We start from the raw sequence: 24,824 nt of genomic DNA, 5'->3' as shown, positions 1-24,824 counted from the left end.
GCTCATGAGCAAGAACCGTTCCTTGCGCGCCGCCGCAGCAAGCCTGCGTCAAGCGGGCATGTTGAAACTGATGGAAGGCGGCTTTATCGTGTCGCCGCGCGTCCACCCGCTGTCTAGCCGTCCATGGAAGTCGGACGCTCAAGATCAACCCCATCATCGAGCCAGCTGCCAAGCATCATTGGCCCGCCAGAGACAAGGAATATCATGGCCCTCACGCTTCCCGAACTGCCCTACGCCAAGGACGCTCTTGCGCCGCACATGTCGGCCGAGACCCTGGAATATCACTACGGCAAGCATCACAAGGCTTATGTCGACAACGGCAACAAGCTGATCGCCGGCACCGAATTCGAAAACCTGAGCCTCGAAGAAATCGTCAAGAAATCCTCGGGCAAGATCTTCAACAACGCCGCCCAGGTCTGGAACCACAACTTCTTCTGGAACTCGCTGACGCCCAAGCAGACGCCTCCGGGCAAGAAGCTCACCGATGCGCTCGTCAAGGCCTTCGGCGGCGTCGAGGATTTCAAGAAGCAGTTCACCGAGTCCGCCATCGGCAACTTCGGCTCGGGCTGGACCTGGCTCGTCAAGAACGCCGATGGCAGCCTGGGCATCGTCAACACCTCGAACGCCCAGACCCCGATCACCGAAGGCAAGACGCCACTGCTGACGGCCGACGTCTGGGAACACGCCTACTACATCGACTACCGCAACGCCCGTCCGACCTACCTCGAGCACTTCTGGGCGCTCGTGAACTGGGAATTCGTCGAGAAGAATCTGGGCTAATCTCCAGGACGTCAGCCGCTGCGGCACGCCGCAACGACTGAGGGCCGCGCTTGATGGCGCGGCCCTTTTGTTTTTTCTGCTGGCAGGCATTTCCAGTCGCCCCACCCGCTTTGGTCCACTCCCGCTACAAACAGGCTACGAACATGACGCGCCATTTCCTCAAGCTCAGCGATCTTTCCCCTGCCGAGGCGCTCTCGGTGGTGAAGCGAGCCCAGGAACTGCGCCGCTCGCCCGACCCCGGCTATCGCCCGTTCATCGGCCGCACGCTGGCGATGATCTTCACCAAGAACTCCACGCGCACGCGCGTGAGCTTCGAGTCGGGCATGGCCAAGTTCGGTGGTCATGCGCTGTTTTTGCACGCCGGAACCACCCAGCTCGGGCGAGATGAGCCGATCGCCGACACTGCGCGCGTGCTCTCGCGCATGTGCGACGCGATCATGATCCGCAACAACTCGCAGGCCGATCAGGCCGAGCTCGCACTGCATTCGCGCGTGCCGGTCATCAACGGCCTGTCGGACATCCATCACCCCTGTCAGCTGCTGGCCGACATCCAGACCTGGATGGAGCATCGCGGCGACATTCGCGGCAAGACCGCCGCCTGGGTCGGCGACGGCAACAACAACGTCTGCCATTCGTTCATCGAGGCGGCGCAGCTGTTCGGCTTCACGCTTAACGTGGCGGCTCCGCAGGGCTTCGAGCCGCTCGAGCAGATCGTTTCGGCGGCGAAGGACTCGGTGCGCATCTGCCGTTCGGCGGCCGAAGCGGTATCGGGCGCCGACCTCGTCGTCACCGATACCTGGACCAGCATGGGCCAGGAGGCCGAGCAGCAGCGCCGGCTCAGCGCGTTTGCGAACTATCAGGTCGATCTGCCGCTCATGCAGGGGGCCCATCCCGATGCGATCTTCATGCACTGCCTGCCCGCGCATCGGGGCGAGGAAGTGACGGCGGCGGTCATCGACGGCCCGCAGTCGGTGGTCTGGGACGAGGCCGAGAACCGGATGTGGGCACAGATGGCGCTGCTGGAATTCCTGCTCCTGAACCCGGGCACCGGCGGGCGGTCGTCCTGACCCGACAAAATTTTCTAATACTGGTTCAAGGCTTGCTATGGTTGACTGCGGGTAATCGAAGCCAGATCCCCCGCCGCCGATCCGAGCACGAGCCATGCAAGATTTCGCAGTTGCCGAAGCCATCAAGGCTGCCGACACCATTGAACGGGCGTACGCCGAATGCCGGGGCGTGGCCCAGCTGCTCGGTTTCCGACATTTCCTGCTCGGTTTTCGGCTGCCGGTCCCGTTGACCCAGCCGATGCAGCTGATCCTGAGCGGCTATCCGGCCGCCTGGCGGGCCCGTTACGACGAGCAGCGCTACATGCTCATCGATCCGGTACTCAAGCAGGTGGTGACCTCGACGCTGCCGATCGAGTGGGACCAGGTCGATCGCAGCAATCCGGCCGTGAGCCAGCTGTTCCGGGAGGCGGCCGGGCACGGCCTCGCGCACGGCCTGACGATCCCGCTGCACGGGGCCCAGGGCGAATCGACGCTGCTGAGCCTGGCGCGCGACACGCCGCTGCCCGAGGACCGCGCCGAGCGGGGACGCTTGGCCAGCCGGGCCCAGTGGTTCACGATGCATTTGCACGAATGCATCCGCCGGATCGCACTGGCGCCGAGTTCCGAGCTGCGCGGCGAGCCGCCGCAGCGGCTCACCGAGCGCGAGCGCCAGTGCCTGCGCCTCGCCGCGGAAGGCTACAACGCGGGCGAGATCGCCTCGGAGCTCAACATCACCGAGCGCACCGTGGTGTTCCACTTCGCGCGCTGCCAGCAGAAGCTCAGCGTCAGCAATCGCGGCCAGGCCATCGCGCGCGCGATCGCGCTCGGTGAAGTGGCCCCGAACATCTACCCGGACCGGCTTTCGCAATCCAAGCGCCTGCTCGAAGACCGCATCCACTAGCGCGTCGGGCGCGGATTGATGGAAGCTCGCGGGCCTCGCCGGGCCGGCGGCGATGAAGAAATTTTCATATTCGGGGCGTTTCGACCGTTCGTCTGCCAAACGGCTACGCAATACGAATCACTGTAAGAAATTACAGGCTACGACCTAGTTGATAAGCGGTTTCCTATGGGCCTCTTCCACGCCCATCGGAGTCACCGTCAATGTCTCAGGTCATCACCGGCTCGCTGCAGGATCCGCAGTTCGCCCAGTCCCACGCGCAGTCGATGTTTCGCATGCGCTATCGCGTTTTCCACGAGCGCCTGCAGTGGGAAGTGAAGTGCAGCGACGGCATGGAATCCGACCAGTTCGACGACAATTACAGCCTCTACCTCGTCGTCGCCGATGAAGACGGCAAGGCCCAGGGCAGCTGGCGCCTGCGCCCCACCACCCTGCCGTACATGATGGCCGACGTGCCGGCCTTCGAACCCCTGCTGCACGGCCAGCGCGCCCCGCGCGCGCCGCGCGTCTGGGAGATCAGCCGCTTCGCCGTCGATGCCGATGAAGCCGATCGCAACAGCTTCGGCCTCAACCGCGTCGCCCGCGCGCTCGTCGAAGCCTCGACCCAGCTCGCCATCGACAATGGCATCGACCAGTACGTGATCGTCGTCAGCGTGGCAATCGAACGCCTGCTCAAGAACCTCGGCCTTGTCCTGCATCGCTACGGCCCGGCCGTGCGCATCGGCAAGGTCACCACGGTGGCCTGCCGCATCGAAGTCGATGCGCATACGCGCCACGTGATCCTGGGGCACCCGCTGCCGGCCCCGATCGAAGACCTCAAGGTGGCCGCATGAGCCGGCTACTGGTCCTCGGCAACAGCGAGCAGGCCAGGCGCTGGAGCAACCTGCTCGAAGGCCGCCGCACGAACCGGCGCAAGTCGAACACGGCCGCGGGCTGCGACGCGCTGGTCGTCGTCAACGATCATTCGGCGGCGGCCGTGCACAGCCTGCGCCACGCCCTGCAGCTGCGCCGCCGACAGCCCGGGCTGTCGGTGGCGGTTCTGAATCTCGTCGAACAGGAGTCCGACACCGGCCACGGCGATGCGCAGACGCTTGCGCGCGCCCTGGCGACCGAAGACGCGGAAGGAAAACCGCATGTATCCACCGACCAAGCCGCCGCGCTGATGAGCACCTCGCTGCCGAAAGTGCAGGTGAGCTTCAGCGACGACGTGCTGAGTTTCGAGTATGGCGCCGACTAATGCAGACCGCCGACCCGGTTCGGTCAGCGCCGCGAGGCGCGAGCGTGTCGCCGCCATGAGCGACCAGCCGCCAGGCCCCAAACGCGCGGAACTCTCGCCGAACCTGCTCGCGGGCCGGGAGTTGCAGAGCGAGATTCGCATGGGCGCGCGCCTGGGCGAATTCTGGCTCGCCTATCAGCCGATTATCGACATGCACGGCCGGATCTGGGGCGCGGAAGCCTTGATGCGCTGGGCGCATCCGATGGGTGCGCAATCGCCGGCGCTGTTCATTCCGGCGATGGAGCAGTGCGAGCTGATCCATCACCTGGGCGCCTGGGCCCTCACCGAGGCCTGCAAGCAGGCCCGCGCATGGCGCAGGACCCGGCGCGATTTCCGCCTCAACGTCAACGTCTCGCCGGTGCAGCTGCGCGACGCCGCGTTCGTCAACCGGGTGATGGACGCGCTGAACGTCAGCGGGCTGTCGCCCGGTGCGCTGTCACTCGAGATCACCGAAAACGTGCTGATCGGCCATGACAGCCATGTGATCGAGCGCCTGCATCACCTGGCCTCGCTCGGCATCGGCCTCTACATGGACGATTTCGGAACCGGCTTCTCGTCGATCGGCAATCTGCGGCACCTGCCGTTCACGGGCATCAAGATCGATCGCAGCTTCGTCCACAACCTGAGCCACGATCCGCGCGGCCAGGCGGTGATGCGCTGGGTGGTCGGCCTGGGCCACGAACTCGGTCTCGACCTGATCGCCGAAGGGGTCGAGACGCAGGAGGACGCGCGCATCGTGGTCGCCCGTGGCGTCGCCAAGCTGCAGGGCTTCCTGTATTCGGAAGGACTTGCGGCTGTCGAGTTCGAACAGAGGTTCTGAAGCGGCTTTGAATGGTTTCAGCGGGTCGACGCGCGGCCGGACATCGTCGCGACGTGAGCAGGCGGGAGGCGACTAAACTAAGCGCCCTTTTCGCCAGACGTTCATGCCCCATGTCCAACAGCGGCCCCTCGATCAGCTCCGATTGCGCAGCCGGCATCGCCGACAGCGTGCGCCTAGCGCTTGCCGAAGACGTCGGCACGGGCGACGTGACCGCGCGCCTGATCGCCGCCGACAAGCAGGCCAGCGCCCGCGTGATCTCGCGCGAAGCCGCCACCCTCTGCGGCCGCGACTGGGTCGATGAAGTGTTCCGCCAGCTCGATGCGCGCGTGCGCGTTCAATGGAGCGTCGCCGACGGCGAGCAGGTTGCGCCCGACCAAGTGCTGTTCACGCTGCAAGGTCCGGCCCGCGCAATGCTGACGGGTGAACGCACCGCACTGAACTTCCTGCAGACGCTCTCGGGCACCGCGACCAGCGTGCGCCAGTACGTCGATGCCGTCGCCGGCACTGGCTGCCGCATCGTCGACACGCGCAAGACCTTGCCGGGACTGCGCCAGGGGCAGAAATACGCCGTGGTCTGCGGCGGCGGCTACAACCATCGCATCGGGCTCTACGACGGCATCCTGATCAAGGAAAACCACATCGCCGCGGCGGGCGGTATCAAAGCCGCGATCGCGCAGGCGCGCGCGCTCGAATCGGGCGTGCCGCTGATGACCGAAGCCGAAACCCTGGATGAAGCGCGCATCGCGATCGCCGAGAACGTCGATCTGCTGCTCGTCGACGATTTCTCGCTCGACATGCTGCGCGAGGCCGTGCAGCTCGTGCGCGCGCATCGCAGCGGCGGGGGCAAGACGCAGCTCGAATATTCGGGCGGGGCGACGCTGGCCACCGCGCGCAGCTATGCCGAAACCGGCATCGATCGCATCGCGATCGGCAGCCTGACCAAGCACGTACGCGCGGTCGACCTGTCGATGCGCTTTGCGTGATCGTCGGCTAGACGGAAAGATTCCAGAGCCGCTCGATCACCGGCATCACGAGCGACGCATCGCCGCTGGTGCCGAAGCTCACGTCGCCGACCGTATCGTCCGCATTCTGCAGGCCCTCGCGCGCGAGCACGCGCGCGGTCTGCCTCGCCACCGCCGCGCCGGTGTCGATCAGCGGCACGCCCTCGCCCGCGATCTCGGCGATCGCCTTGCGCAGAAACGGATAGTGCGTGCAGCCGAGCACGAGCACGTCGGCACCCGCGGCGATCAGCGGATTCACGTAGCGTCGCAACAGCGCGCGAACCTCGTCGCTGTCGATGTCGCCGCGTTCGACGTGCTCGACGAGCCCCGGACACGGCTGCGTGATCACGCGCACGCTGCTCGCGTGCTGCTGCATGAGCGTGTGGAATTTCTGCCCGGCCAGCGCGGCACCGGTGGCGAGCACGCCGACCACGCCGCTGCGCGTCGCCGCCACGGCCGGCTTCACGGCGGGCTCCATGCCGATGAACGGCACCGGATAGGTCGCGCGCAAATGCTCGACCGCCGCGATCGTCGCGGTGTTGCAGGCGACGACGATGAGCTTGGCGCCCTGATCGAGAAAACGCTCGGTGATTTCGCAGGCGCGCGCCTGAATCTGCGCCTGCGACTTGCCGCCGTAGGGGCAGTGGCCGCTGTCGGCGAAATAGCGCAGCGATTCGGCCGGCAGCTGCCGGCGCAGCTCTTGCAGCACCGACAGTCCGCCGACGCCCGAATCGAAGACGCCAATCGGGGCGACGCCCGGACCCGCGCTCGGCGCTGGGCTCACCACCGGCTCAGTGCCGCGTCTGGCTGCTCAGCGCGGGTTCGCAGAAGCAGTAGGCATACATGCCGCGCCGATCGCTGAGCAGTGCGAGCGCCTGGTTGACATCCGCGTGCTTGAGCCAGCCCTGCAGCGGCAGGCGGATGCCGTTCGGCAGCCAGTCGAGGCGCACGCCGGCCGAGCCGAAGAACTGAGCGATCATCGACAGCGGGCCGCCGGCGCGCTGCTCAAAGGGCTTGAGCTTCCAGTTGCCTTCGGTCAGGCCGGCGAGCAGCGCCGCCGACGCCGCCGCCTGCTCGAGGCCGCCGAATTCGTCGACGAGCCCGATCTCCTTGGCGTGCTTGCCGCTCCAGACGCGGCCGCGCGCGATCTCGTCGACCTTCGCCACTTCGAGCTTGCGACCGGCCGCCACGCCTTCGATGAAGTTGTGATAGCCCTTGTCGATCTGCGACTGGATGATGGCCTTGACGTCGTCGGACAGCGGACGATCCATACGGAACGCGCCGGCCAGCGCCGTGGTGCCGACGCCATCGGTGTGGATGCCGAGCTTGGCGAACGGCTTGTCGAGCGTCGGAATCAGGCCGAAGATGCCGATCGATCCGGTGATCGTCGATTCGTGCGCGAAGATGCGGTTGGCGTCCATGCTGACCCAGTAGCCGCCCGAAGCGGCCATCGAGGACATCGACACCACCACCGGCTTGCCGCCGGCCTTGAGCTCCTGCACGCCGCGGCGAATCTGCTCCGAAGCCCAGACGCTGCCGCCCGGCGAATCGACGCGCAGCACCACGGCGGCCACCTTGTCGTCGCGACGCGCCTCGTCGAGCAGATCGGCGATGGTGTCGCCGCCGGCCTGGCCCGCCTCGCCGAGCCCGTCGACGATCTCGCCCTGCACCGCGATGAGCGCCACCTCGCTGTTCTTGCCGCTGGCCTCGGCACTGCGCCGATCGGAGCGGACCGAGCGCAGGTATTCGCCGTAGTGGATCTGGCGGAAGCTGCCGTGCTCCTCGTCCTCGCCGACGCGCTCCGCGACCCGGCGGCGGAATTCGGACAGGGTTTCGAGCCGCGTCACGAGCTTGGCGTCGAGCGCGAGCTTGGCGGTGTCGCCCTCATGGGCCTTCAGCGCATCTCGAAAGCCGGCGACGTAGCGATCCGAGAAGCCCGGCTCGAACTGGCGGTGGGTCGCCACCACCTGGTCGTAGTTCTTCCAGAGATCGCCGAGCCATTCGCGATTGGCCGCGCGCGCTTCTTCCGACATGTCGTTGCGCAAGAACGGCTCGACCGCCGACTTGTACTCGCCGACGCGGAACACGTTGATTTCGACGCCGAGCTTGTCGAGGCCTTCCTTGAAATAGTTCTGGTAGACCGACAGGCCTTCGAGCATCACGCTGCCGAACGGGTCCATCGAGATGTCGTCGGTCAGCGATGCGGCGAAATAGCCGGTCTGATCGTAGGACGGACCGTAGGCGTAGATCGGCTTGCCCTTGTCGCGGAATTTCTTCATCGCGGCGCCGAGCTCCTCGAGCTGCGGCATGCTCGCGCCCGTGAGGTTGTCGAGCTTGAGCACGGCCAGCGGAATGCGGCTGTCGTCGGCCGCCGCTTCGATGGCCTCGACCAGATCGCCGAGGCGGGTCTGCGACGGCGGCTCGCCGTTGAACTGTTCGAGCAGGCGCTGGCCCGGATCGCTGTCGAGCTGGTCGACGAGCGCCCCGCTCGGCCACAGCACGAGCGCCACGTTGTCCTCCACTTTCCTGCCGCCGCCGCCCGTGACCGCGCTCCAGATCAGATAGAGCGAGAACAGGAAGCTGATGATGATCACGCCGCGGTAGAGGTTGACGATCAGTGACCACAGGCCGCCGAAAGCGCGGCGGATGAAGGATTTACGCTCGGGCTGGTTGTCGCTCATGGGCACCTGGATAGGACGAATGACGGTCGGGTGATGCCGGGATGGGGGTGACGGCCGGCGATCGGCTAGCGATTGGGCAGGAACGGAACCGGGTCGATCGGCCGGCCACGCTCGCGAATCTCGAAATGCAGCACCGGTTTGTTCTCGGGCCCGACGCCAAGTTCCGCGATCTGCTGGCCGGCGACCACGACATCGCCGTCCTTGACCAGGCGCTTGCGGTTGTAGCCGTAGGCCGACAGGTGCAGATCGTCGTGCTTGATGATGACGAGTTCGCCATAGCCCTTGAGCGCGCTGCCACTGTAGACCACCTTGCCGGCCGAGGCCGCGACCACCGGCTGACCGACGGTACCGGTGAAATCCAGGCCGCGCGAGCCGGCGCTCGGGTTGAAACCGCGCGCGACGACGCCGTCGACCGGCCAGCGCCAGCCGGGCTGGCCGCCGGTTCCGGCCGGCGTCGCGATGATCGGGGTGGTCGCCGGCTGCGTCGGGGTCGGCATCGGGAACGGCTCGGCCGGCGAAGCCACCGGCACCGGCGCCGAACTCGGCGCCGGCATCGCCGACGCGGTGACCGGCGTGCGCTGGGTCGACAAGGCCTGCGGCCTGGCCGTCTCGTTGAGGTCGACGCCCTGCACCGCCACGCGCGTACCGGTCGGCGCGAGCGCGCCCGGCGGCGTGAGCCGCAGCACCTGGCCGGTGTAGATCGTGTAGTCCGAGCCGATGTTGTTCCAGCGCGCGAGCTCGCGGTAGTCGAGCTGGTTGCGAAACGCGATCGAGTACAGCGTGTCGCCCCGCTTGACCAGATGATCCGTCGGGCCGACCGGGCGCTGCGGGATCGGCTGGCTTTCGCGCTGCACCGGCGCCGGAAGCTCGTTGTTGTAGCTCTGCTGCTCGGGTCCGCCATCGGTTTCCCAGCTCGCCATGCCGGCGCAGCCAGCCAGCGGTAGCACGAACGTCAAAGCCATCAGGCGCAGCGACTTGCCAATCTCGATCATCAGTCTCTAGGCGCCGGGGCTCGGCGCTTCAGCAGGAACCACGCGATGAAAACGGCCATCGCAGCCACCGCGACCAGGGTCGCCTCGTGCGTATAGGTCTTCACGACGGCGACCACGGGTTCGCCGAAGTAATAGCCCAGAGCCACCAGAAAGCCGCACCAGAGCCCCGAGCCGACCGTCGTCAGCACGGCGAACGGTACCAGCCCCATGCTGAACACGCCCGCCGGCAGCGAAATGAGGTGCCGGACCACCGGAATGAAGCGTCCCACGAAGGTCGCGAGCCTGGCATTGGCCGAAAACATCGCCTCGGCCTCGGCGTACTTGGCCTGGTCGATCAGCAGGTAGCGCCCGTAACGCAGCAGGAAAGCCCGGCCGACGTAGCGGCCGATCATGTAATTGACGCTCGCCCCGACCAGCGAGCCGCCCGCCCCGCACAGCGCCGCGAGCCAGGGGTTCAGGTCGCCGCGCGCGGCCAGATAGCCGGCCGGAATCATCACGAGCTCCGAAGGCACCGGAAACAGGCTCGATTCGAGGGCCATCAACAGGGCGATCTCGAAATAACCGAGCCGGCTCACGAGCTCCTGCAGCCAGACGCCGAACTGTTCCATCAGATGCGCCCGGCCAGCAGCGGAACGAAGGTCACGTCGGACAGCACGGTTTCGCTGAAATACGTCGCGTGGCGCTCGATCAGCAGCAGCTTCTGCGCCTTGCCGGCGCCGACCGGAATCACCAGCCGGCCACCTGGCGCCAGTTGATCCGGCAGGCTCGACGGTACCGTCTGCGCCGCCGCGGTGACGACGATCGCGTCGTAGGGCGCATACGGCATCCAGCCCTGCATGCCGTCGGCATAGCCGAAGTGCACGTTGCGATAGCCGAGCCGCTGCAGGCGCTGGCGGGCCGATTCGGTCAGCGGACGGATGCGCTCGACCGTGAAGACGGCCTCGACGAGTTCGGCGAGCACCGCGGTCTGGTAACCGCTGCCGGTGCCCACTTCAAGCACGCGCCGCGGCTTGACGGTGCCCGGCGCACCGAGTGCGGCCTGCGTCATCAGGGCGACGATGTAGGGCTGCGAAATGGTCTGCGCGTGGCCGATCGGCAGCGAACGGTTCTTGTAGGCCTCGGAAGAGAAAGCCTCCTCGACGAACTCGTGGCGCGCGATGCGCCCCATGACCTCGAGCACTTTTTCGTTGTGAATGCCGGACAGCCGCAGTTCGTTGAGCAGCTTGCTGCGCATCGATGCCGAGGTCAGCCCCAGACCGCGGGCGTGATGGTGGCGCGGCACTGTCACAGACCGCGCACCCAGGTCGACAGCGATTCGAGCGCCGAGTGACGCGTGAGATCGACGAGCAGCGGAGTGATGGCGACGCGGCCGTTTTCGACCGCATGGAAATCGGTGCCCGGACCGGCGTCGGCGCCCGGGCCGGCGGCGTTGATCCAGTAGATCGTGCGGCCGCGCGGATCGGCCGCCCTGGTCACCGATTCGGACCGGTGCCGATGGCCGAGCCGGCAGACTTCGAAGCCCTTGAGTTCTTCGAACGGCAGATCCGGCACGTTGACGTTGAGGATGGTGTCCTTCGGCAGCGCCTCGCGGCCCAGCCGCTCGACGAGCAGCGCCGCCACTTCGGCTGAGGTTTCCCAGTGCTTCGGCGCGATCGAGACGTTGGAGATGGCGATGGCCGGAAAGCCGAGCCAGCGCCCTTCCATCGCCGCGGCGACGGTGCCCGAATAGAGCGTGTCGTCGCCGAGGTTGGCGCCCGCGTTGATGCCCGAGATGACCATTTGCGGGCGCTCGTCGAGCAGGCCGTTGAGCGCCAGGTGCACCGAGTCCGACGGCGTGCCGTCGACGCAGATCACGTCGTCGCCGTGCCGGTGCACGCGCAGGGGGTTCAGGATGGTCAGCGAGTTGCTCGCTCCGCTGCGATTGCGGTCGGGGGCGACGATGGTGACGTCGTGCTGTTCGGCGAGCCGCTTGCGCAGGGCCAGCAGGCCCGGCGCGGTGCAGCCGTCGTCGTTCGAAAGGAGGATCCGCATGGCCTCGATGGAGGTCAGAAGTTCGGCTAGTGTACCAACCGAGCGTGTCGATCCGCTGACCTTCTCCGCATCACATTTTCCGCAAGCCGACGCCATGAGCGCCCACGACGATGACGACGACCTCAAAGCCTTCCGCGAGGCGATGCAAGGCGTGCAGCGCTCGCCCGAGGCCGCGCACGTGGCCGTCGAAAAACCGCTGCCTTCGGCCCAGCCCAGGCAGACGCGGCTAGACGAACTCGCGGTGCTCGCCGAAATGCTCGACGGCCCCGACCCGGAAACCTTCGAAAGCGGCGACACCCTGAGCTACCGCTCGCAGGGCATTCAGGACAGCGTATTCCGCAAGCTGCGCCGCGGCAGCTACCGGCTCGAAGGCGAGGTCGACCTGCACGGACTCAATCGCGACAGGGCAAAGGCGGCGGTCGCGGGCTTTCTGGCGCACTGCCAGGATCGCGGCTGGCGCTGCGTGCGCATCATCCACGGCAAGGGCAATGGCTCGCCGAATTCGGGGCCGGTGATCAAGGGGCTGGTCGACGGCTGGCTGCGCAAGCGGCGCGAGGTGCTCGCCTTCTGCAGCGCGAGGCCGCACGACGGCGGAACCGGGGCGATCTACGTGTTGCTGCGCGCCAGCTGAGGCGCGCCGCCAGAGCTCAGGCGGCCTGGGCTGACTGCGCCGCTCTGCTTGGACGGGGCTGGGGACGGCTGCAAGCCGAGGGCGATCTGGCGGAACACCTGCTCGAAGCGCTCGCGACCCGCCATGCTCGCGAATTGCAGGGCGCCCTGCAGCGCCGCAGCGACTTCCATCGCCTTGTCGCGCGAATCGCCCTGATAGGCGATCGAGCCGTCGCGGCGGCCTTCCTGCAGGGTCATCACCATCCACTCGTAGACGTCGCGCATGAGCATCTGCGCTTCGCGACGCATGAGATCGGGAATGGCATCGAATTCGGCGCCGAAGATGCCGACCGGGCAGATGCGCCAGTGGCCTTCGAGGTAGTCGATGTAGGTCTGCAGATACGAGACGAGTTTCTCGAATGCGCTAGCCTGCGTCGCCGCCGCTTCGTCGGTCCAGGACAGGAACCGCAGGCGATACCGGCGCACGAGCGCCACGCCGAGGTCTTCCTTGGTCGTGAAGTGGTAGTGGATCGCTGCGTTGCGAATGCCCAGCTTGACCGCGATGTGCTGGTAGCTGAAGCCGTTGAAACCGCGCTTGAGCAGGAGTTCCTCGGCCGAGGCCAGGATCTCCTCGCGGGTGTCACGACCTCCCCTCATCGGGCGACGCCGTGCCGGCTTGGTGGGCGCAGTCTGCATCCCGGGATTATAGGCAGGCCTATAGCAGCAGAGCCAGCACGCTGATTTTGATCGTCATTTCTTGACGCACTGCAGCAAAACGACCGCATGGGCGGCGATGCCTTCACGCCGGCCGAGGTGGCCCATGCCCTCGTTGGTCTTGGCCTTCAGGTTTACGCGCTCGGCCGGAACGCCGAGTTCGGCGGCCAGCGTTTCCTGGATCGCCGTCGCGTGCGGGGCCATGCGCGGCACCTGCGCGATCAGGGTCATGTCGGCGTTGACGACCTCGTAGTGCTGCTCGCGAACCCGGCGCATGACTTCGCGCAGGAAGATGCGCGAATCGAGCCCTTTGTTCTGCGGATCGTTGTCCGGGAACAGCCGGCCGATGTCGCCTCCGCCGATCGCTCCGAGCAGGGCGTCGCAGAGCGCGTGGATCAGCGCATCGCCATCGGAGTGCGCCACGAGCCGCCAATCGCAGGCGATCCAGACGCCGCCGAGGCGCATGCCCTCGCCCGCTTCGAGCCGGTGGGAATCGAAGCCGTGTCCGATGCGCATGCTCATGGTCTAGTTAGCAGAAAACTTAGGGTTGCAGCTCTTGCCGTTGCAGCCAGAAATCGGCCAGCACGAGGTCTTCGGGATAGGTGACTTTGAGGTTGCTCTCGCGACCGCGCACGAGACGCGGCTCGTAGCCGGCGCATTCCATCGCGCTGGCCTCGTCGGTCACCTGCAGCGAGCGCTCGGAGCATTCGCGCAGCGCCGAGGTCAGCAGATCGAGACGGAACAGCTGCGGGGTCTGCGCGCGCCAGTAGAACGCGCGGTCGACCGTCTCCTTGACCTTGTTCTGCTTGGCCCTCTTGAGCGTATCGCTCATCGGCAGCGCGAGCAGGCCGCCGTGCTGGTCGTCGGCCTCGTCACGCAGGCGATCGAGATCGGCCCAGTCCAGGCAGGGCCGCGCCGCATCGTGCACGAGTACCTGCACGGCCGCGGACAGGGTTCGGGTTTTCTCGGCCACCACCTCGAGGCCGGCCATCACCGAATCGGCCCGCGCACCGCCGCCCTGGGCGATGACGATCTTCGGGTGCCGGGCCACCGGCAGGCGCGAGAACTCGTTGTCGGACTTGGCGAGCGCGACGACGACGCCATCGATCCAGCCGCAGTCGAGAAACGGCGCCAGGCTCCATTCGATCAGCGTGCGACCACGCAGCGGCAGATACTGCTTGGGCCGCGCGAGGCCCATGCGCGAGCCCCCACCGGCAGCGGGAACGACGGCCCAGTAACGCTGGGGACGACCGCTCATGAGGGCTGCGGACGCTTACTCGACGACGAGATAAAAGGTTTCATCGGGGCGGATCATGCCCATCGCCACGCGCGCGCGTGATTCGATGGCGGCCTTGCCCGAATTGAGATCCTGCACTTCGGCTTCCAGCGAGGCATTGCGCACCCGCAGGGTTTGCAGCTCCGCGGCCGCGACGGCCGCCTGAGCCTTGAGACGGCTCGTATGCGCGACGCCACCGTCGGCCACCCATAGCCGCCACTGCAGGGCAGTGAGCAGCGCGGACAGCGCGACGATGGCGACGGTTTTGCGCATTTGGACGCGAGCTTAGCCCAGCTTCACCGGGAAAGCAGCAGCACCCGGATAACGCGCGCGGTTGCCGAGCGAACGCTCGATGCGCAGCAGCTGGTTGTACTTGGCCATGCGATCGCTGCGGCACAGCGAACCGGTCTTGATCTGCGTGGCCACCGTGCCGACGGCGATGTCGGCGATCGTCGCGTCCTCGGTTTCACCCGAGCGATGCGACACCACTGCCGAATAGCCCGCGTCGGTCGCCATGCGGATGGCGTTGAGCGTTTCGCTGAGCGTGCCGATCTGGTTCGGCTTGATCAGGATCGAGTTGGCGATGCCTTCGGTGATGCCACGCGACAGGATCTTGGTGTTGGTCACGAACAGATCGTCGCCGACCAGCTGCACCTTGTTGCCGAGCTTCTTGGTCAGCAGCGCCCAGCCTTCCCAGTCGTTCTCGGCGCAGCCGTCTTCGATCGAGATGATCGGATAGCGGTTCACGAGGTCGGCGAGGTAATCGACGAACTCGGCCGAGCTGAGCTTCTTGCGCTCGCCTTCGAGGTCGTACTTGCCGTCCTTGAAGAACTCGCTCGAGGCGACGTCGAGGCCCAGATAGATGTCCTTGCCGACCTTGTAGCCGGCCTTGTCGATCGCTTCGACGAGCACCTTGAGCGCGGCTTCGGTCGACGGCAGGTTCGGGGCGAAGCCACCTTCGTCGCCGACGGCGGTGTTGTGGCGGTTTTCCTTCAGCACCTTCTTGAGCGTGTGGAAGATTTCCGCGCCCGCGCGCAGGGCTTCGCCGAAGCTCGGCAGGCCCACCGGCAGGATCATGAACTCCTGGATGTCGATGTTGTTGTCGGCATGGGCGCCGCCGTTGATGACGTTCATCATCGGCACCGGCAGCGTGTCGGCCTGGATGCCGCCGAGGTGGCGGAACAGCGGCAGGTCGTTTTCGGCGGCCGCGGCATGTGCGTTGGCGAGCGAGACCGCGAGCAGCGCGTTGGCGCCGAGACGTTCCTTGTTCTCGGTGCCGTCGACCTCGATCAGCGCCTGATCGAGCACGCCCTGGTCCTGCGCGTCGAGGCCCAGCACGGCCTTGGCGATTTCGGTGTGGACGTTGTCGACGGCCTGCAGCACGCCCTTGCCGAGGTAACGCTTCTTGTCGCCGTCGCGCAGTTCGACCGCTTCGCGCGTGCCGGTCGAAGCGCCCGACGGCGCCGCCGCACGGCCGACCGCGCCGGACTCCAGCACCACTTCGGCTTCCACCGTGGGGTTGCCGCGGGAATCGATGATTTCGAGTGCGGAGATTTGGACGATCTTCGACATGCGTCAGGCTTTCCTGGTTGTTTGGGACGAGAAGGAGGGTTGAAACCCGAATAACCGGTGAATTGTAGCGGTGGGCTCCCTGTACCGCCAAAGAACGGAAGCGGATCGGCGATCGAGCCGGCGAGTAGTTCCCGGTGATCGGATTAGGTATTTCTCCCCCTACGGGAGTTGTAGGAAAAATCTGATACTCGAATCACCTTTCTCCCTACCTTCCGCCTTCCATGCTCGCCCGCCCCGTTGCACAGCCGTCTGCTTTCCGCTTGCTGGTCCAGCCCACGCTGCTCGCTGCCGCGATCGCGGCCCTCTCCATTCCGGCCACCAGCCTCGCGGCCGTCGACCGTCCGGTCGTCTCGCTGCCGGAAGCGCTCGCGCAGCTCAGCAGCAACGCCGGCGGCCGGATCAAGAGCACGCTCGTCAGCGAGCAGGCTTATGCGAACGTGCATGCGCTTGGCAGTAGCGTGCTGATGCTCGACGGCGGCGCCGGCCCGGCGCTCGACCGCGCGCAGAACTTCCTGTCGATCTACGGCAGCGTGCTCGGCGTGAGCTCGCCGCTGACCGAGCTGCAGCAGCAACGGCAGACGCGCGACGGCTACGGCGGCACCCACGTCCACCTCGATCAGTTCTACGAAGGACTGCCGGTGTTCGGCGCGCGCGTCGTGGTGCACATGAATTCGCAGGGCATCACGGGCACCAACGGCGTGTTCGTCAAGGACCTGGCCGGCCTGTCGACGACAGCGAAGAAGACCGTCGCCGAACTGCGCGCCACCGGCCTCGCCGCGGCCCGCAAGCTGCATCCGAAGGCGCATCTGGCGATCGAATCGAGTCGCCTGATGATCTACCGCGCCGGCCTGCTCAAGGGCATCGAGGGCAAGAACTTCCTCGCCTACGAGGTGATGGTCAAGGGCGCCGCCGGCGAAGCCGTGCGCGAGCGCCTCATCCTCAACGCCAATACCGGCGCGATCCTCAATCGCATCAACGAAGTCCACGCGGTGCTCAACCGTGAGATCTACACGCCGACCATGGACCTGCCGCCGCTCCTGACCGAAGGCAGCGCGCTGGCCCCGGCCGATCCGGCCTTCCAGGGCGATACCAAGGGCAGCCCGGCGTCGTCGCGCGCACCGAACATCCTGCCGGTGCCCGCCACGGTGTTCCTGAACAACCTCTACATCTTCGCGGGCGGCACCTACAACCTCTACAAGAACCTGTTCGGCCGCGAGGGCTATGACGACGGCGCGGTCGAAGCCTCCAAGCAGGTGCAGCGCAGCGTCTACCTGATCAACGAGAACTGCCCGAACGCGTATTGGGACGGCACCTCGACCAACTACTGCCCGGGCTTCGACGCCGACGACGTCGTCAGCCACGAGTGGAGCCACGCCTACACCGAATACACCCACGGTCTGGTCTACCAGTACCAGTCCGGCGCGCTCAACGAAGCGTATTCGGACATCTTCGGCGAGGCCTACGACCTCATCAACGGACTCGAAGGCCCGCTCGGCGTGACGCTGACCGAAGGCCAGTACTACACCGGTCCGGCCACCGGCAGCCGCTGGGTCGTCGGTGAAGACCTCAGCGAAGCCGGTGCCGCCCTGCTGCTGCGCGACATGTGGGATCCGGACAGCTTCCCATCGCCCTCGCCGGGCAGCGTGATCACTTCCGAAAACTACTACTGCAGCACCGGCGACAACGGCGGTGTGCACACGAACTCTGGCGTCGCCAACCATGCGTTCGCGATGCTCGTCGACGGCAAGGAGTTCAACGGCGTCACGATTCCGGCGATCGGCCTCAACAAGGCGCTGCGCATCTACTTCCAGGCCGAAACCGTCTACCAGACGCCGACGACCAACTTCTCCCAGCACGCCGACGCGCTCGAACAATCCTGCGCCGACCTGATCGGCAAGCCGCTCAACGATGTCTTCGGCAAGGTCTCGACCGACGTCATCGGCGCGGCCGACTGTGCGGCCGTGGCCAAGGTGATCCAGGCCGTCGAATTCCGCGGCAAGCCCGACATGAGCGTGGCGCAGAAGTGCGAGTACAAACCGGTGCTCGAACCCGAAGCCAGCACGCCGACCAACTTCTGCGCTACGGGCACCTACCAGACGCCGACCTTCTTTGAAAATTGGGAAAGCGGCATCCCGGCGGCGTGGACGCAGAGCGTCAATCTGACCGGCGATTCCGGCGCCGAGCTGATGGTGTGGACGGCCAGCAGCGAGCTGCCCGCCCCGCACAGCGGCAAGGCCGCCTATGCGGTGGACTTCACGGGCGGCACCTGTGCCGAAGGCGGCGATCACTCGGGCTCGTTCCGCCTCGATTCTCCGCAGATCGAGATTCCGGGCGACAAGAGCTACCTGAGCTTCACGCACTTCATGCAGTCCGAAGCCGGCTTCGACGGCGGCAACCTCAAGTTCAGCGTCGACGGCGGCACCACCTGGACGCTGGTTCCGCAGGATGCGTTCTTCTTCAACGCCCACAGCGGCGTCTTCAACGACGCCCCGCTCGTTCCGGGCGTGCCCGACCCGCTCGGCCTCGGCGGCAACAACACGAGCCCGCTGGCCGGCGAAGCGGCCTGGACCGGCTCGGACCAGGGTGAAGCGACCGGCAGCTGGGGCACCACCATCGTCGACATCAGCAAGCTCGCGGGCGCGGCCAAGGGCGGCAAGGTCCAGTTCCGCTGGGGGTTCGGCCAGGACGGCTGCGGCGGCAACGTCGGCTGGTTCGTCGACGACCTGAGCGTCGGCTACTGCTCGGCCACCGCCCCGGTCAACAAGCTGCCGACCGCCACGCTGACGGCCTCGGTCAACAGCGGCACCGCACCGCTGAACGTGAATTTCACGATCGCCGGCGCCGATGCCGACATCGGCGACCGCGCAGTCAGCTACACGCTCGACTTCGGTGACGGCAGCAAGCTGACCGACAAGGCCTTCGTCAGCGGCAGCTCGGCCACCGAGGCGCACACCTACACCAAGGCCGGCAGCTACAGCGCCAAGCTCACCGTGAAGGACAGCCACGGGGGTGTCAGTGCGGTGGCCACTCGCGCGATCACCGCCTCGGGCAGCGGCTCTGGTGGTGGCGGTGGCGGTTCGGGCGGCGGTGCGCTGAGCGGATTGTTGCTTGCTCCACTGGGCATGGTGGCGTTGCTGCGCCGACGCAGGCGCTGAGAGCCACAGCGGCTCACGAATAAGGCGGCTTCCAAGCCGCCTTATTTTTTTACTGGAACTTGATCAAGCGAATGCACCCGAGCGATTCAAACTCCCTCGCTCGCAGTGAAAAGTGAAGGCTATTGGTCCGAGCCACTCGGCTGCGATCCCCCATGCTCAGACAAGCTCCTTTACGCCTCAACACAAGATAAGGACTTACAAACTCGGAGTTCCCTCCAATTGGAGGATGTCACCGTCCCACGAGCGGCCGTAGCTTGGCACGAAGAGATTGATGTGTTCCTCGTCAAGCGCTGAAAAAGTCATTGGGAGAACCATGGGCGGCCATCCGTTGAACAGCTTTACCGATCAGGAGCGGCATGCCGGACGAGCGCATCGAGCGCGCGGTTTGTTCGCCTCCATGCGTTCGCAGAATCAGTAGGGTCTGCCGTGCAAACGAGCTTGCGAGGCGCCCTGTTGATACTGGGGCTACTCCTCGTCCCGATCGATACCCGGGCCGGGCTTTTCACTTCGCAGTTCTCTGATTTCAAGAAGCTGGTTGAGCGAGGTCAGGACGAGGCCGCCGAGCGCTTGCTGCTGAAGGAAGCGAACTACTTCGGAAAGCTGGATGGCGACAAACAAGCGCTGGTAGAAGATTTTCGACAGAAACGCTTGATCGAAAAATTCCTGAGCTTGCAGAAGAGCGGCGATAGCCGCGCGGCCCTCGCGCTGTCGGTAAAATTCCGTCCGCAGTTCGAGTCGCTGACGGGCGAGCGTCGACAGCAATACCTGACGTCACTCGCGGATGTCGAGGCCAACGAGTGCGTACGCTTGGCCGAGATCGAAGACGCCCTGCTGCAAGCCAGCGCCGTGACGGCCCGGCGCGAACGCTGGCAGCAGTTGCGCAGCGGATTGGGCGATGCCAGGACGGCGCTCGTCGCCGTCAACGTGGATTTCCGCTCCAGTTGCAAGAACGTTGTGGCGGGCCGCCTGGACCGCTTGACCCGCGAGATCACCACGCAGCTCACCAGCAGCGCGGCACAGGAGTTCGCGGCTTACGGCGTGTTCGCACAGCCATCGTTCCTGTTGGAGTATCCGATCGATCTGACGATCACTCAGATCGTTCCCGATATCCCCACGATGAGCCCCCTGGTCGAAGGGGCTCCCTCGGCTTCGCTGCAGCGCTTCAGGGACCTGTACGGCAAGGGGCTGAACGCCACGCAGCACAGCTACTTGACGCGCTTGTATTACGCGGAGCGGCTCAAGGAGCGCTCCGCCCCCAGTTATGCTGACAAGCAGCGAATCATTCGCGAGATGCAGCAGGCGGGATGGGAGCCGGGCCCCCTGGGGCGCAACATCCTCGTCGCCGCCTGGCCCATCGCCCAGTCCGCGACGGCCCAGGCTGTGGTCGAAGAACCGACCCGCTTCGAGTTCCGCCGCCTGCCAAACGAAGTCACGCCCGCGAACCTGCTGCAAGGCGCCGACAGCGGTAGGGATCTCATCATCCTGTTCCGCTACGGCCCTGTAGAAAGCCAGCGCAATACGCAGAGCAGCACGATTTCATCCCGTTATGAAACCGGCACTCGCAGCATCGTCAATCCGGCTTACGCCAACGCAGAAGATGAGTTGCGGGAGGCGCAAAGGCAGATGCGCGAGGTTCAGAAAACTGCAGAGAACACCACCATCTCGGGCAACAGCCGCTACGACCTGCTGGCGGGCACGATTTCGGCAGCGACCGAAATCGCGGCCGAGAACCGCTTGCGCCGGGCCGAGACAAGCTTGCAGGAAACACCGCCCACCATGATCGAAACGCTTTACTCCACCTACACCTATCGGCAGGACACGGTGAAGGTGAGCCAAAGCTCGACCGTGGCCTATCTGGTGATCGACCCGGGCGCCGGAACAACCAAGAGCGGCGAGCTCCTGCGGGAGTCGAACCAATCTTTCACCGTACTCGACGGTGTCCATCCGCTGGACCCAGACCATGAGCGCCTTGTCGCCGGCAGCAAGACCCTCGATGCCATCCGCCGCTTCGAGTCCATGAACTTCGTGGACCGCTACGACACCCTGATCGAGAAGGTGCTGACGCAGTACGAGCAGGGCTCATGATCCCGTTCCGCGCTTTCTTCGCCTGCCTGCTGCTGGCATCGACCGGCATCATGCCCACCGTTGTACTCGCCGATGACATCCTGGCCTGCGACGGCAACGACGACGAGATCGCCAGGGAGCAGCAGGGGTTCTGCGATACCAGCAAGATATGCAAGAAGATCGCGGCGATGATTCGCGGCTGCGAAGAAACCAAGCGCTTTTTGAGCTTTCTGAATCGGCCTGCACAGAGCCAGATCATTACCACGCCGCAGGTCGAAGCCGCGCTGGTGGACTACACCGGCAAACGCGAGGGCTTTGCCGCCTGCATTTCGCTGGAGCTGGCGGCCTGCCGGCAATACCTCACCGGTACGCCGGCAAGCAGCAGCGACACGCCGAGCGGCGCGACAGCCAAGCTCGACAGGATGCCCCTCAGCGTTGCGCAGCGCAGCCGCGACAGCGTCGAGAAGACCGACCGCGAAACGCTGGCGGCCATCAACCAATTCTGCAACGGCGATTACGATGCCTGCCGCTCCGCCATCAATGGACTGCAGCTCCTGCTCAAGAGCACCGAGCGTCTCAATACAGACGTGGGCTTCACCGCGCACTTTCCACCGCTACTGACCAGCAGCGAAACCCGTGCCCGACAGCTCGGCTGGGCACCCAGCGACCACGGTGACTTCTGGACCAACACCAAGCTGGCTACGACCATCGCCCAATGCGACAGCCAACAACTGGATCTGATGGCAGCCGGCAAGGCCCGCGACGCCGCCACTGTCCAGCGAGGCTTGCAGCCCTTCGACAACGCCTGCGGCAACCTCCGCCGTAGGTATGCCCAGACCGCGAGCGATCTGAATGAAAAGCTTCGCAATGGCTTCGCGGAACCCGCCGGTGTCACTTCAGCCGCTAGCGCATCCGGCCTATCGGCGGCAGCCGTATTCCCCGCGGCAAACGCGACTGTGGCACCGCCTTATGTGACGGCGGCGGACTGTAGCCGCCTGCGCCGGGACATTCCTGCCGCCATGGCCGACAGCAAGGCCGGCGATGCGCGCGCGCTCCTGCAATTCTTCGAGACCGAATGTGCGCCATCCGATGCGGCCGATGCCAAGCTGGCGCGGCGCTGGAAGGAACAACTCGACTCGCAGGCTCCTGCACCAGCAGGCCCATCCACCCAGGCAGAGACAGAAAGACCTGAGCAGACGCTGCAATCTGCCGCGGCTGCAGGAGAGGAAAACGATGGGGAAGACGCCTTGTGCACGGGCGGCGGAACCGAAAGCCTGCGCGACTCCGAACTGGACATCCTCAAAAGCCGCAGCGTCTCGGCCGAGAACGAGGCGGACAGCGCCCTGGATCACACCCGCCTTGCGCTATGGGTGATCCAGCAGGCCAAAGCGATCCATGAGCGCTTCCAGTGCGCGGGTTGGCAGGCCGAGGTCGCCCAACTCGACAGCCGTTTCCAGACCGTTGAACACGCCTGCATCTCGGAGACGGGCAAGCACTCGCAGTGCACCCCTCAAGGGCCTGACGAAGACGGTATCCAGACAGGCGGCAATCCTTCAGCGCCGCACCTGGACACCGACGCACTCGAGCACTGGAACCAGAGCAATCAGGACAAGCAGCAGGCCGCGAGCGAAACAGAAAACGATGCGGCGGAACAACGTCAGACCAGGGATGCCGAACACACTGCGAACCAGCAGCGCGACCCCGGGCGCTACCAGGACGCCATCGAAAAAGCCCAGCACTCGCGACTGCAAGCGCAGGAAAAGGCTACCGAAACCGCCGATTCCCTGCGCGCCAGCAGCCAGACGCTGCTCGAAAAGGGGGCCGGGATGGCGGCCGAGTTCAAGGTATTCGACCGTCTTTCGAAAGGCGGCAGATCAGGCGCCGGGGGGCAGAACAGCGGTAACGATCCAGGCTGCTACAGCCGCGTTCTTCCGTTTTGCTGCAGTGAACCCGGCGGTTGCGCCCGCTACGGCGGCCCTGTCGTTGACTGCACCCCAGGCTGCGTGAACGACGACCGGTGATTGCCGTCCCTCGCGGAGCGAGACCGTTGCAGTAGCCCCCATGCAGACGGCCTAGGGGCCAGGGCTTTTTACACAGCCTGCAAAGCAGGAACAGAAGCCTTGTCCGCTGTTGTTCGTCCCCTCCCCGCCGTAATGGAGAGGGAAACAAGCCTCAGGCCGTCTTGAGCTGATGCACCAGGTGCTGCTCGCGCGCCGCCTTGACGAAGCCTTCGAACAGCGGATGGCCGTCGCGCGGCGTGGAGGTGAACTCCGGGTGGAACTGGCAGGCGACGAACCACGGGTGCTCGGGCAGCTCAACCATTTCGACGAGTTCTTCGTCTTCCGACACGCCGACGATGTCCAGGCCCTTCTCGGTCAGCGTCTTCCGATAGTTGTTGTTGAACTCGTAGCGGTGGCGGTGACGCTCGGCGATGGTTTCGGCGTTGTAGAGCGCGCGCGACTTGCTGCCGGCCTTGAGGCGGCAGTTCTGGATGCCCAGGCGCATCGTTCCACCGAGGTCCGACTTGTCGTCGCGGCGCTCGATGCGGCCGGTGGCGTCGATCCACTCCGTGACCAGGCCGATCACCGGATGGGGGCTGGCCGGGTTGAACTCGGTGGAATGCGCGCCGGCCAGGCCGACGACATTGCGCGCGAACTCGATGACCGCCACCTGCATGCCGAGGCAGATGCCGAGATACGGAATCTTGTTCTCGCGCGCATAGCGGGCCGCCATGATCTTGCCTTCGATGCCGCGCTCGCCGAAGCCACCCGGAACCAGGATCGCATCGGCGCCCTGCAGCACGCGCGTGCCCTGGTGTTCCAGGGTTTCGGATTCGATGTAGCGGATCTTCACGCGCGTATGCACGTGCAGGCCGGCGTGGGACAGCGCCTCGTTGAGCGATTTATAGGCATCGGCGAGGTCGACGTACTTGCCAACCATGGCGATCTGCACTTCCACGTCCTGCTGGTCGCGCGCCTCGACGACGCGCTCCCAGCTCGACAGGTCGGCGCGACGCGCCTCGAGACCGAAGTGCTCGACGACCAGATCGTCCAGGCCCTGCTGATGCAGCCAGTTCGGAATCTTGTAGATGTCGTCGAGGTCGATCGCCGAGATCACCGCGTTGTACGGCACGTTGGTGAACAGGCCGATCTTGCGCTTCTCGGCATCCGGCAGCGGACGCTCGGAACGGCAGACCAGGATGTCGGGCTGGATACCGATGCCGCGCAGTTCCTTGACCGAGTGCTGCGTCGGCTTGGTCTTGAGCTCGCCGGACGCCTTCACGAACGGCACCAGCGTCAGGTGCATGTACATCGCATTGCGCCGGCCGAGCTCGACGCCCATCTGGCGGATGGCTTCGAGGAAGGGCAGCGATTCGATGTCGCCGACGGTGCCGCCGATCTCGACCATGCAGATGTCGGCGCCTTCGGCGCCACGGCGGATCGCGGCCTGGATTTCGTCGGTGATGTGCGGAATGACCTGCACGGTGCGGCCCAGGTAGTCGCCGCGGCGCTCTTTTTCGAGCACGTTGCGGTAGACCTGGCCGGTGGTCAGGTTGGAATGGCGGTTGGTCTTACCGCGCAGAAAGCGTTCGTAGTGTCCGAGGTCGAGGTCGGTTTCGGCGCCGTCTTCGGTCACGAACACCTCGCCGTGCTGGAACGGGCTCATCGTTCCGGCGTCGACGTTGATGTAAGGATCGAGCTTGATCATGCGCACCTTGAACCCGCGCGATTCGAGAATCGCGGCGAGCGAGGCGGCGGCAATACCTTTACCGAGCGAGGACACCACGCCGCCCGTCACAAACAGAAAACGCGTCGAACTGGCGTTCGGCATGGATAGGGTCAGGCTGGGGGTTTCGCGAATTTTACGGCATGGGCCCTCTGCTCGCCACGGACAAAGCGCCCACGCCGG

Annotated in this window: 23 protein-coding genes; 11 read left to right on the top strand and 12 right to left on the bottom strand. The window is 65.6% G+C overall.

The genetic code is table 11. The features are described from left to right. Window positions 1–204 precede the first annotated feature (204 nt). The 7 genes from AC3WUM_RS13765 (at window position 205) to nadC (ending at window position 5,803) form a co-directional block, all read left to right on the top strand. Window positions 205–780, top strand: a complete 576-nt coding sequence (locus AC3WUM_RS13765) for a superoxide dismutase (RefSeq protein WP_492410895.1) — start codon at window positions 205–207, stop codon at window positions 778–780. Between the two features lie 143 nt (window positions 781–923). Continuing rightward, window positions 924–1,847, top strand: a complete 924-nt coding sequence (gene argF / locus AC3WUM_RS13760) for an ornithine carbamoyltransferase (RefSeq protein ID WP_492410894.1) — start codon at window positions 924–926, stop codon at window positions 1,845–1,847. Between the two features lie 94 nt (window positions 1,848–1,941). Then, window positions 1,942–2,727, top strand: a complete 786-nt coding sequence (locus AC3WUM_RS13755; RefSeq protein ID WP_492410893.1) for an autoinducer binding domain-containing protein — start codon at window positions 1,942–1,944, stop codon at window positions 2,725–2,727. 200 nt (window positions 2,728–2,927) lie between these two features. Further along, window positions 2,928–3,557, top strand: coding sequence for an acyl-homoserine-lactone synthase (locus tag AC3WUM_RS13750; protein WP_492410892.1), 630 nt, complete (start codon window positions 2,928–2,930; stop codon window positions 3,555–3,557). After that, window positions 3,554–3,961 carry a hypothetical protein gene (locus AC3WUM_RS13745; RefSeq protein ID WP_492410891.1) on the top strand — a complete coding sequence of 136 codons (408 nt, stop codon included), beginning with the start codon at window positions 3,554–3,556 and terminating at the stop codon, window positions 3,959–3,961. Before AC3WUM_RS13750 ends, AC3WUM_RS13745 begins: the two co-directional genes overlap by 4 nt. A gap of 55 nt (window positions 3,962–4,016) precedes the next feature. Further along, a complete protein-coding gene (locus AC3WUM_RS13740) occupies window positions 4,017–4,820 on the top strand; it encodes an EAL domain-containing protein (RefSeq protein ID WP_492410890.1) in 804 nt (267 codons plus the stop codon). Window positions 4,821–4,930: 110 nt separating this feature from the next. Continuing rightward, window positions 4,931–5,803, top strand: coding sequence for a carboxylating nicotinate-nucleotide diphosphorylase (nadC, locus tag AC3WUM_RS13735; RefSeq protein ID WP_492410889.1), 873 nt, complete (start codon window positions 4,931–4,933; stop codon window positions 5,801–5,803). 7 nt (window positions 5,804–5,810) lie between these two features. On the opposite strand, the gene murI is transcribed toward nadC, so the two are convergent. The 6 genes from murI to surE all read right to left on the bottom strand — a co-directional run bounded on the left by murI (window position 5,811) and on the right by surE (window position 11,525). Then, window positions 5,811–6,605: a glutamate racemase gene (gene murI, locus AC3WUM_RS13730; RefSeq protein ID WP_492410888.1), complete on the bottom strand. Its 795-nt coding sequence runs from the start codon at window positions 6,603–6,605 to the stop codon at window positions 5,811–5,813. A 7-nt stretch (window positions 6,606–6,612) separates the two neighbouring features. Further along, window positions 6,613–8,502 carry a signal peptide peptidase SppA gene (sppA, locus tag AC3WUM_RS13725; protein WP_492410887.1) on the bottom strand — a complete coding sequence of 630 codons (1,890 nt, stop codon included), beginning with the start codon at window positions 8,500–8,502 and terminating at the stop codon, window positions 6,613–6,615. Window positions 8,503–8,567: 65 nt separating this feature from the next. Continuing rightward, window positions 8,568–9,494, bottom strand: coding sequence for a peptidoglycan DD-metalloendopeptidase family protein (locus AC3WUM_RS13720; protein ID WP_492410886.1), 927 nt, complete (start codon window positions 9,492–9,494; stop codon window positions 8,568–8,570). Further along, complete coding sequence (locus AC3WUM_RS13715) at window positions 9,494–10,102, bottom strand: DedA family protein (protein ID WP_492410885.1); 609 nt, start codon at window positions 10,100–10,102, stop codon at window positions 9,494–9,496. Before AC3WUM_RS13715 ends, AC3WUM_RS13720 begins: the two co-directional genes overlap by 1 nt. Continuing rightward, the gene (locus AC3WUM_RS13710) at window positions 10,102–10,728 is read right to left on the bottom strand and encodes a protein-L-isoaspartate(D-aspartate) O-methyltransferase (protein WP_492410884.1); all 627 of its coding nucleotides are present in this window, start codon (window positions 10,726–10,728) and stop codon (window positions 10,102–10,104) included. Before AC3WUM_RS13710 ends, AC3WUM_RS13715 begins: the two co-directional genes overlap by 1 nt. Window positions 10,729–10,778: 50 nt before the next feature. After that, a complete protein-coding gene (gene surE / locus AC3WUM_RS13705; protein WP_492410883.1) occupies window positions 10,779–11,525 on the bottom strand; it encodes a 5'/3'-nucleotidase SurE in 747 nt (248 codons plus the stop codon). A 94-nt stretch (window positions 11,526–11,619) separates the two neighbouring features. Between surE and AC3WUM_RS13700 the strand changes: the two genes are divergently transcribed. Continuing rightward, the gene (locus AC3WUM_RS13700; protein ID WP_492410882.1) at window positions 11,620–12,156 is read left to right on the top strand and encodes a Smr/MutS family protein; all 537 of its coding nucleotides are present in this window, start codon (window positions 11,620–11,622) and stop codon (window positions 12,154–12,156) included. On the opposite strand, the gene AC3WUM_RS13695 is transcribed toward AC3WUM_RS13700, so the two are convergent. The 5 genes from AC3WUM_RS13695 to eno form a co-directional block, all read right to left on the bottom strand. Further along, a complete protein-coding gene (locus AC3WUM_RS13695) occupies window positions 12,132–12,791 on the bottom strand; it encodes a TetR/AcrR family transcriptional regulator (RefSeq protein ID WP_492410881.1) in 660 nt (219 codons plus the stop codon). The two genes, AC3WUM_RS13700 and AC3WUM_RS13695, sit on opposite strands and share 25 nt — an antisense overlap. A 93-nt stretch (window positions 12,792–12,884) precedes the next feature. Continuing rightward, a complete protein-coding gene (ispF, locus tag AC3WUM_RS13690) occupies window positions 12,885–13,370 on the bottom strand; it encodes a 2-C-methyl-D-erythritol 2,4-cyclodiphosphate synthase (RefSeq protein WP_492410880.1) in 486 nt (161 codons plus the stop codon). 19 nt (window positions 13,371–13,389) lie between these two features. Continuing rightward, the gene (ispD, locus tag AC3WUM_RS13685; RefSeq protein WP_492410879.1) at window positions 13,390–14,106 is read right to left on the bottom strand and encodes a 2-C-methyl-D-erythritol 4-phosphate cytidylyltransferase; all 717 of its coding nucleotides are present in this window, start codon (window positions 14,104–14,106) and stop codon (window positions 13,390–13,392) included. Between the two features lie 15 nt (window positions 14,107–14,121). Beyond that, complete coding sequence (locus tag AC3WUM_RS13680) at window positions 14,122–14,397, bottom strand: septum formation initiator family protein (RefSeq protein ID WP_492410878.1); 276 nt, start codon at window positions 14,395–14,397, stop codon at window positions 14,122–14,124. Window positions 14,398–14,409: 12 nt separating this feature from the next. Further along, complete coding sequence (gene eno / locus AC3WUM_RS13675; RefSeq protein ID WP_492410876.1) at window positions 14,410–15,696, bottom strand: phosphopyruvate hydratase; 1,287 nt, start codon at window positions 15,694–15,696, stop codon at window positions 14,410–14,412. A gap of 260 nt (window positions 15,697–15,956) precedes the next feature. Between eno and AC3WUM_RS13670 the strand changes: the two genes are divergently transcribed. The 3 genes from AC3WUM_RS13670 to AC3WUM_RS13660 all read left to right on the top strand — a co-directional run bounded on the left by AC3WUM_RS13670 (window position 15,957) and on the right by AC3WUM_RS13660 (window position 22,936). After that, window positions 15,957–18,851: a M4 family metallopeptidase gene (locus AC3WUM_RS13670; RefSeq protein ID WP_492410875.1), complete on the top strand. Its 2,895-nt coding sequence runs from the start codon at window positions 15,957–15,959 to the stop codon at window positions 18,849–18,851. A gap of 426 nt (window positions 18,852–19,277) precedes the next feature. After that, entirely contained in the window at window positions 19,278–20,936 is a 1,659-nt protein-coding gene (locus AC3WUM_RS13665; RefSeq protein ID WP_492410873.1) for a hypothetical protein, read from the top strand. After that, window positions 20,933–22,936 (top strand): prolipoprotein diacylglyceryl transferase, encoded by a 2,004-nt coding sequence (locus AC3WUM_RS13660; protein WP_492410872.1) that lies wholly within the window; start codon window positions 20,933–20,935, stop codon window positions 22,934–22,936. The genes AC3WUM_RS13665 and AC3WUM_RS13660 overlap by 4 nt, the downstream gene beginning before the upstream one ends. A 151-nt stretch (window positions 22,937–23,087) precedes the next feature. On the opposite strand, the gene pyrG is transcribed toward AC3WUM_RS13660, so the two are convergent. After that, complete coding sequence (pyrG, locus tag AC3WUM_RS13655; protein ID WP_492410871.1) at window positions 23,088–24,746, bottom strand: CTP synthase; 1,659 nt, start codon at window positions 24,744–24,746, stop codon at window positions 23,088–23,090. Window positions 24,747–24,824 lie beyond the last annotated feature (78 nt).

The sequence above is a fragment of the Hydrocarboniphaga sp. FW305-C-57 genome, assembly GCF_058783045.1.
Note: the sequence above shows the minus strand (reverse complement) of the source record. Positions and strands in the feature narration are given on the sequence as shown.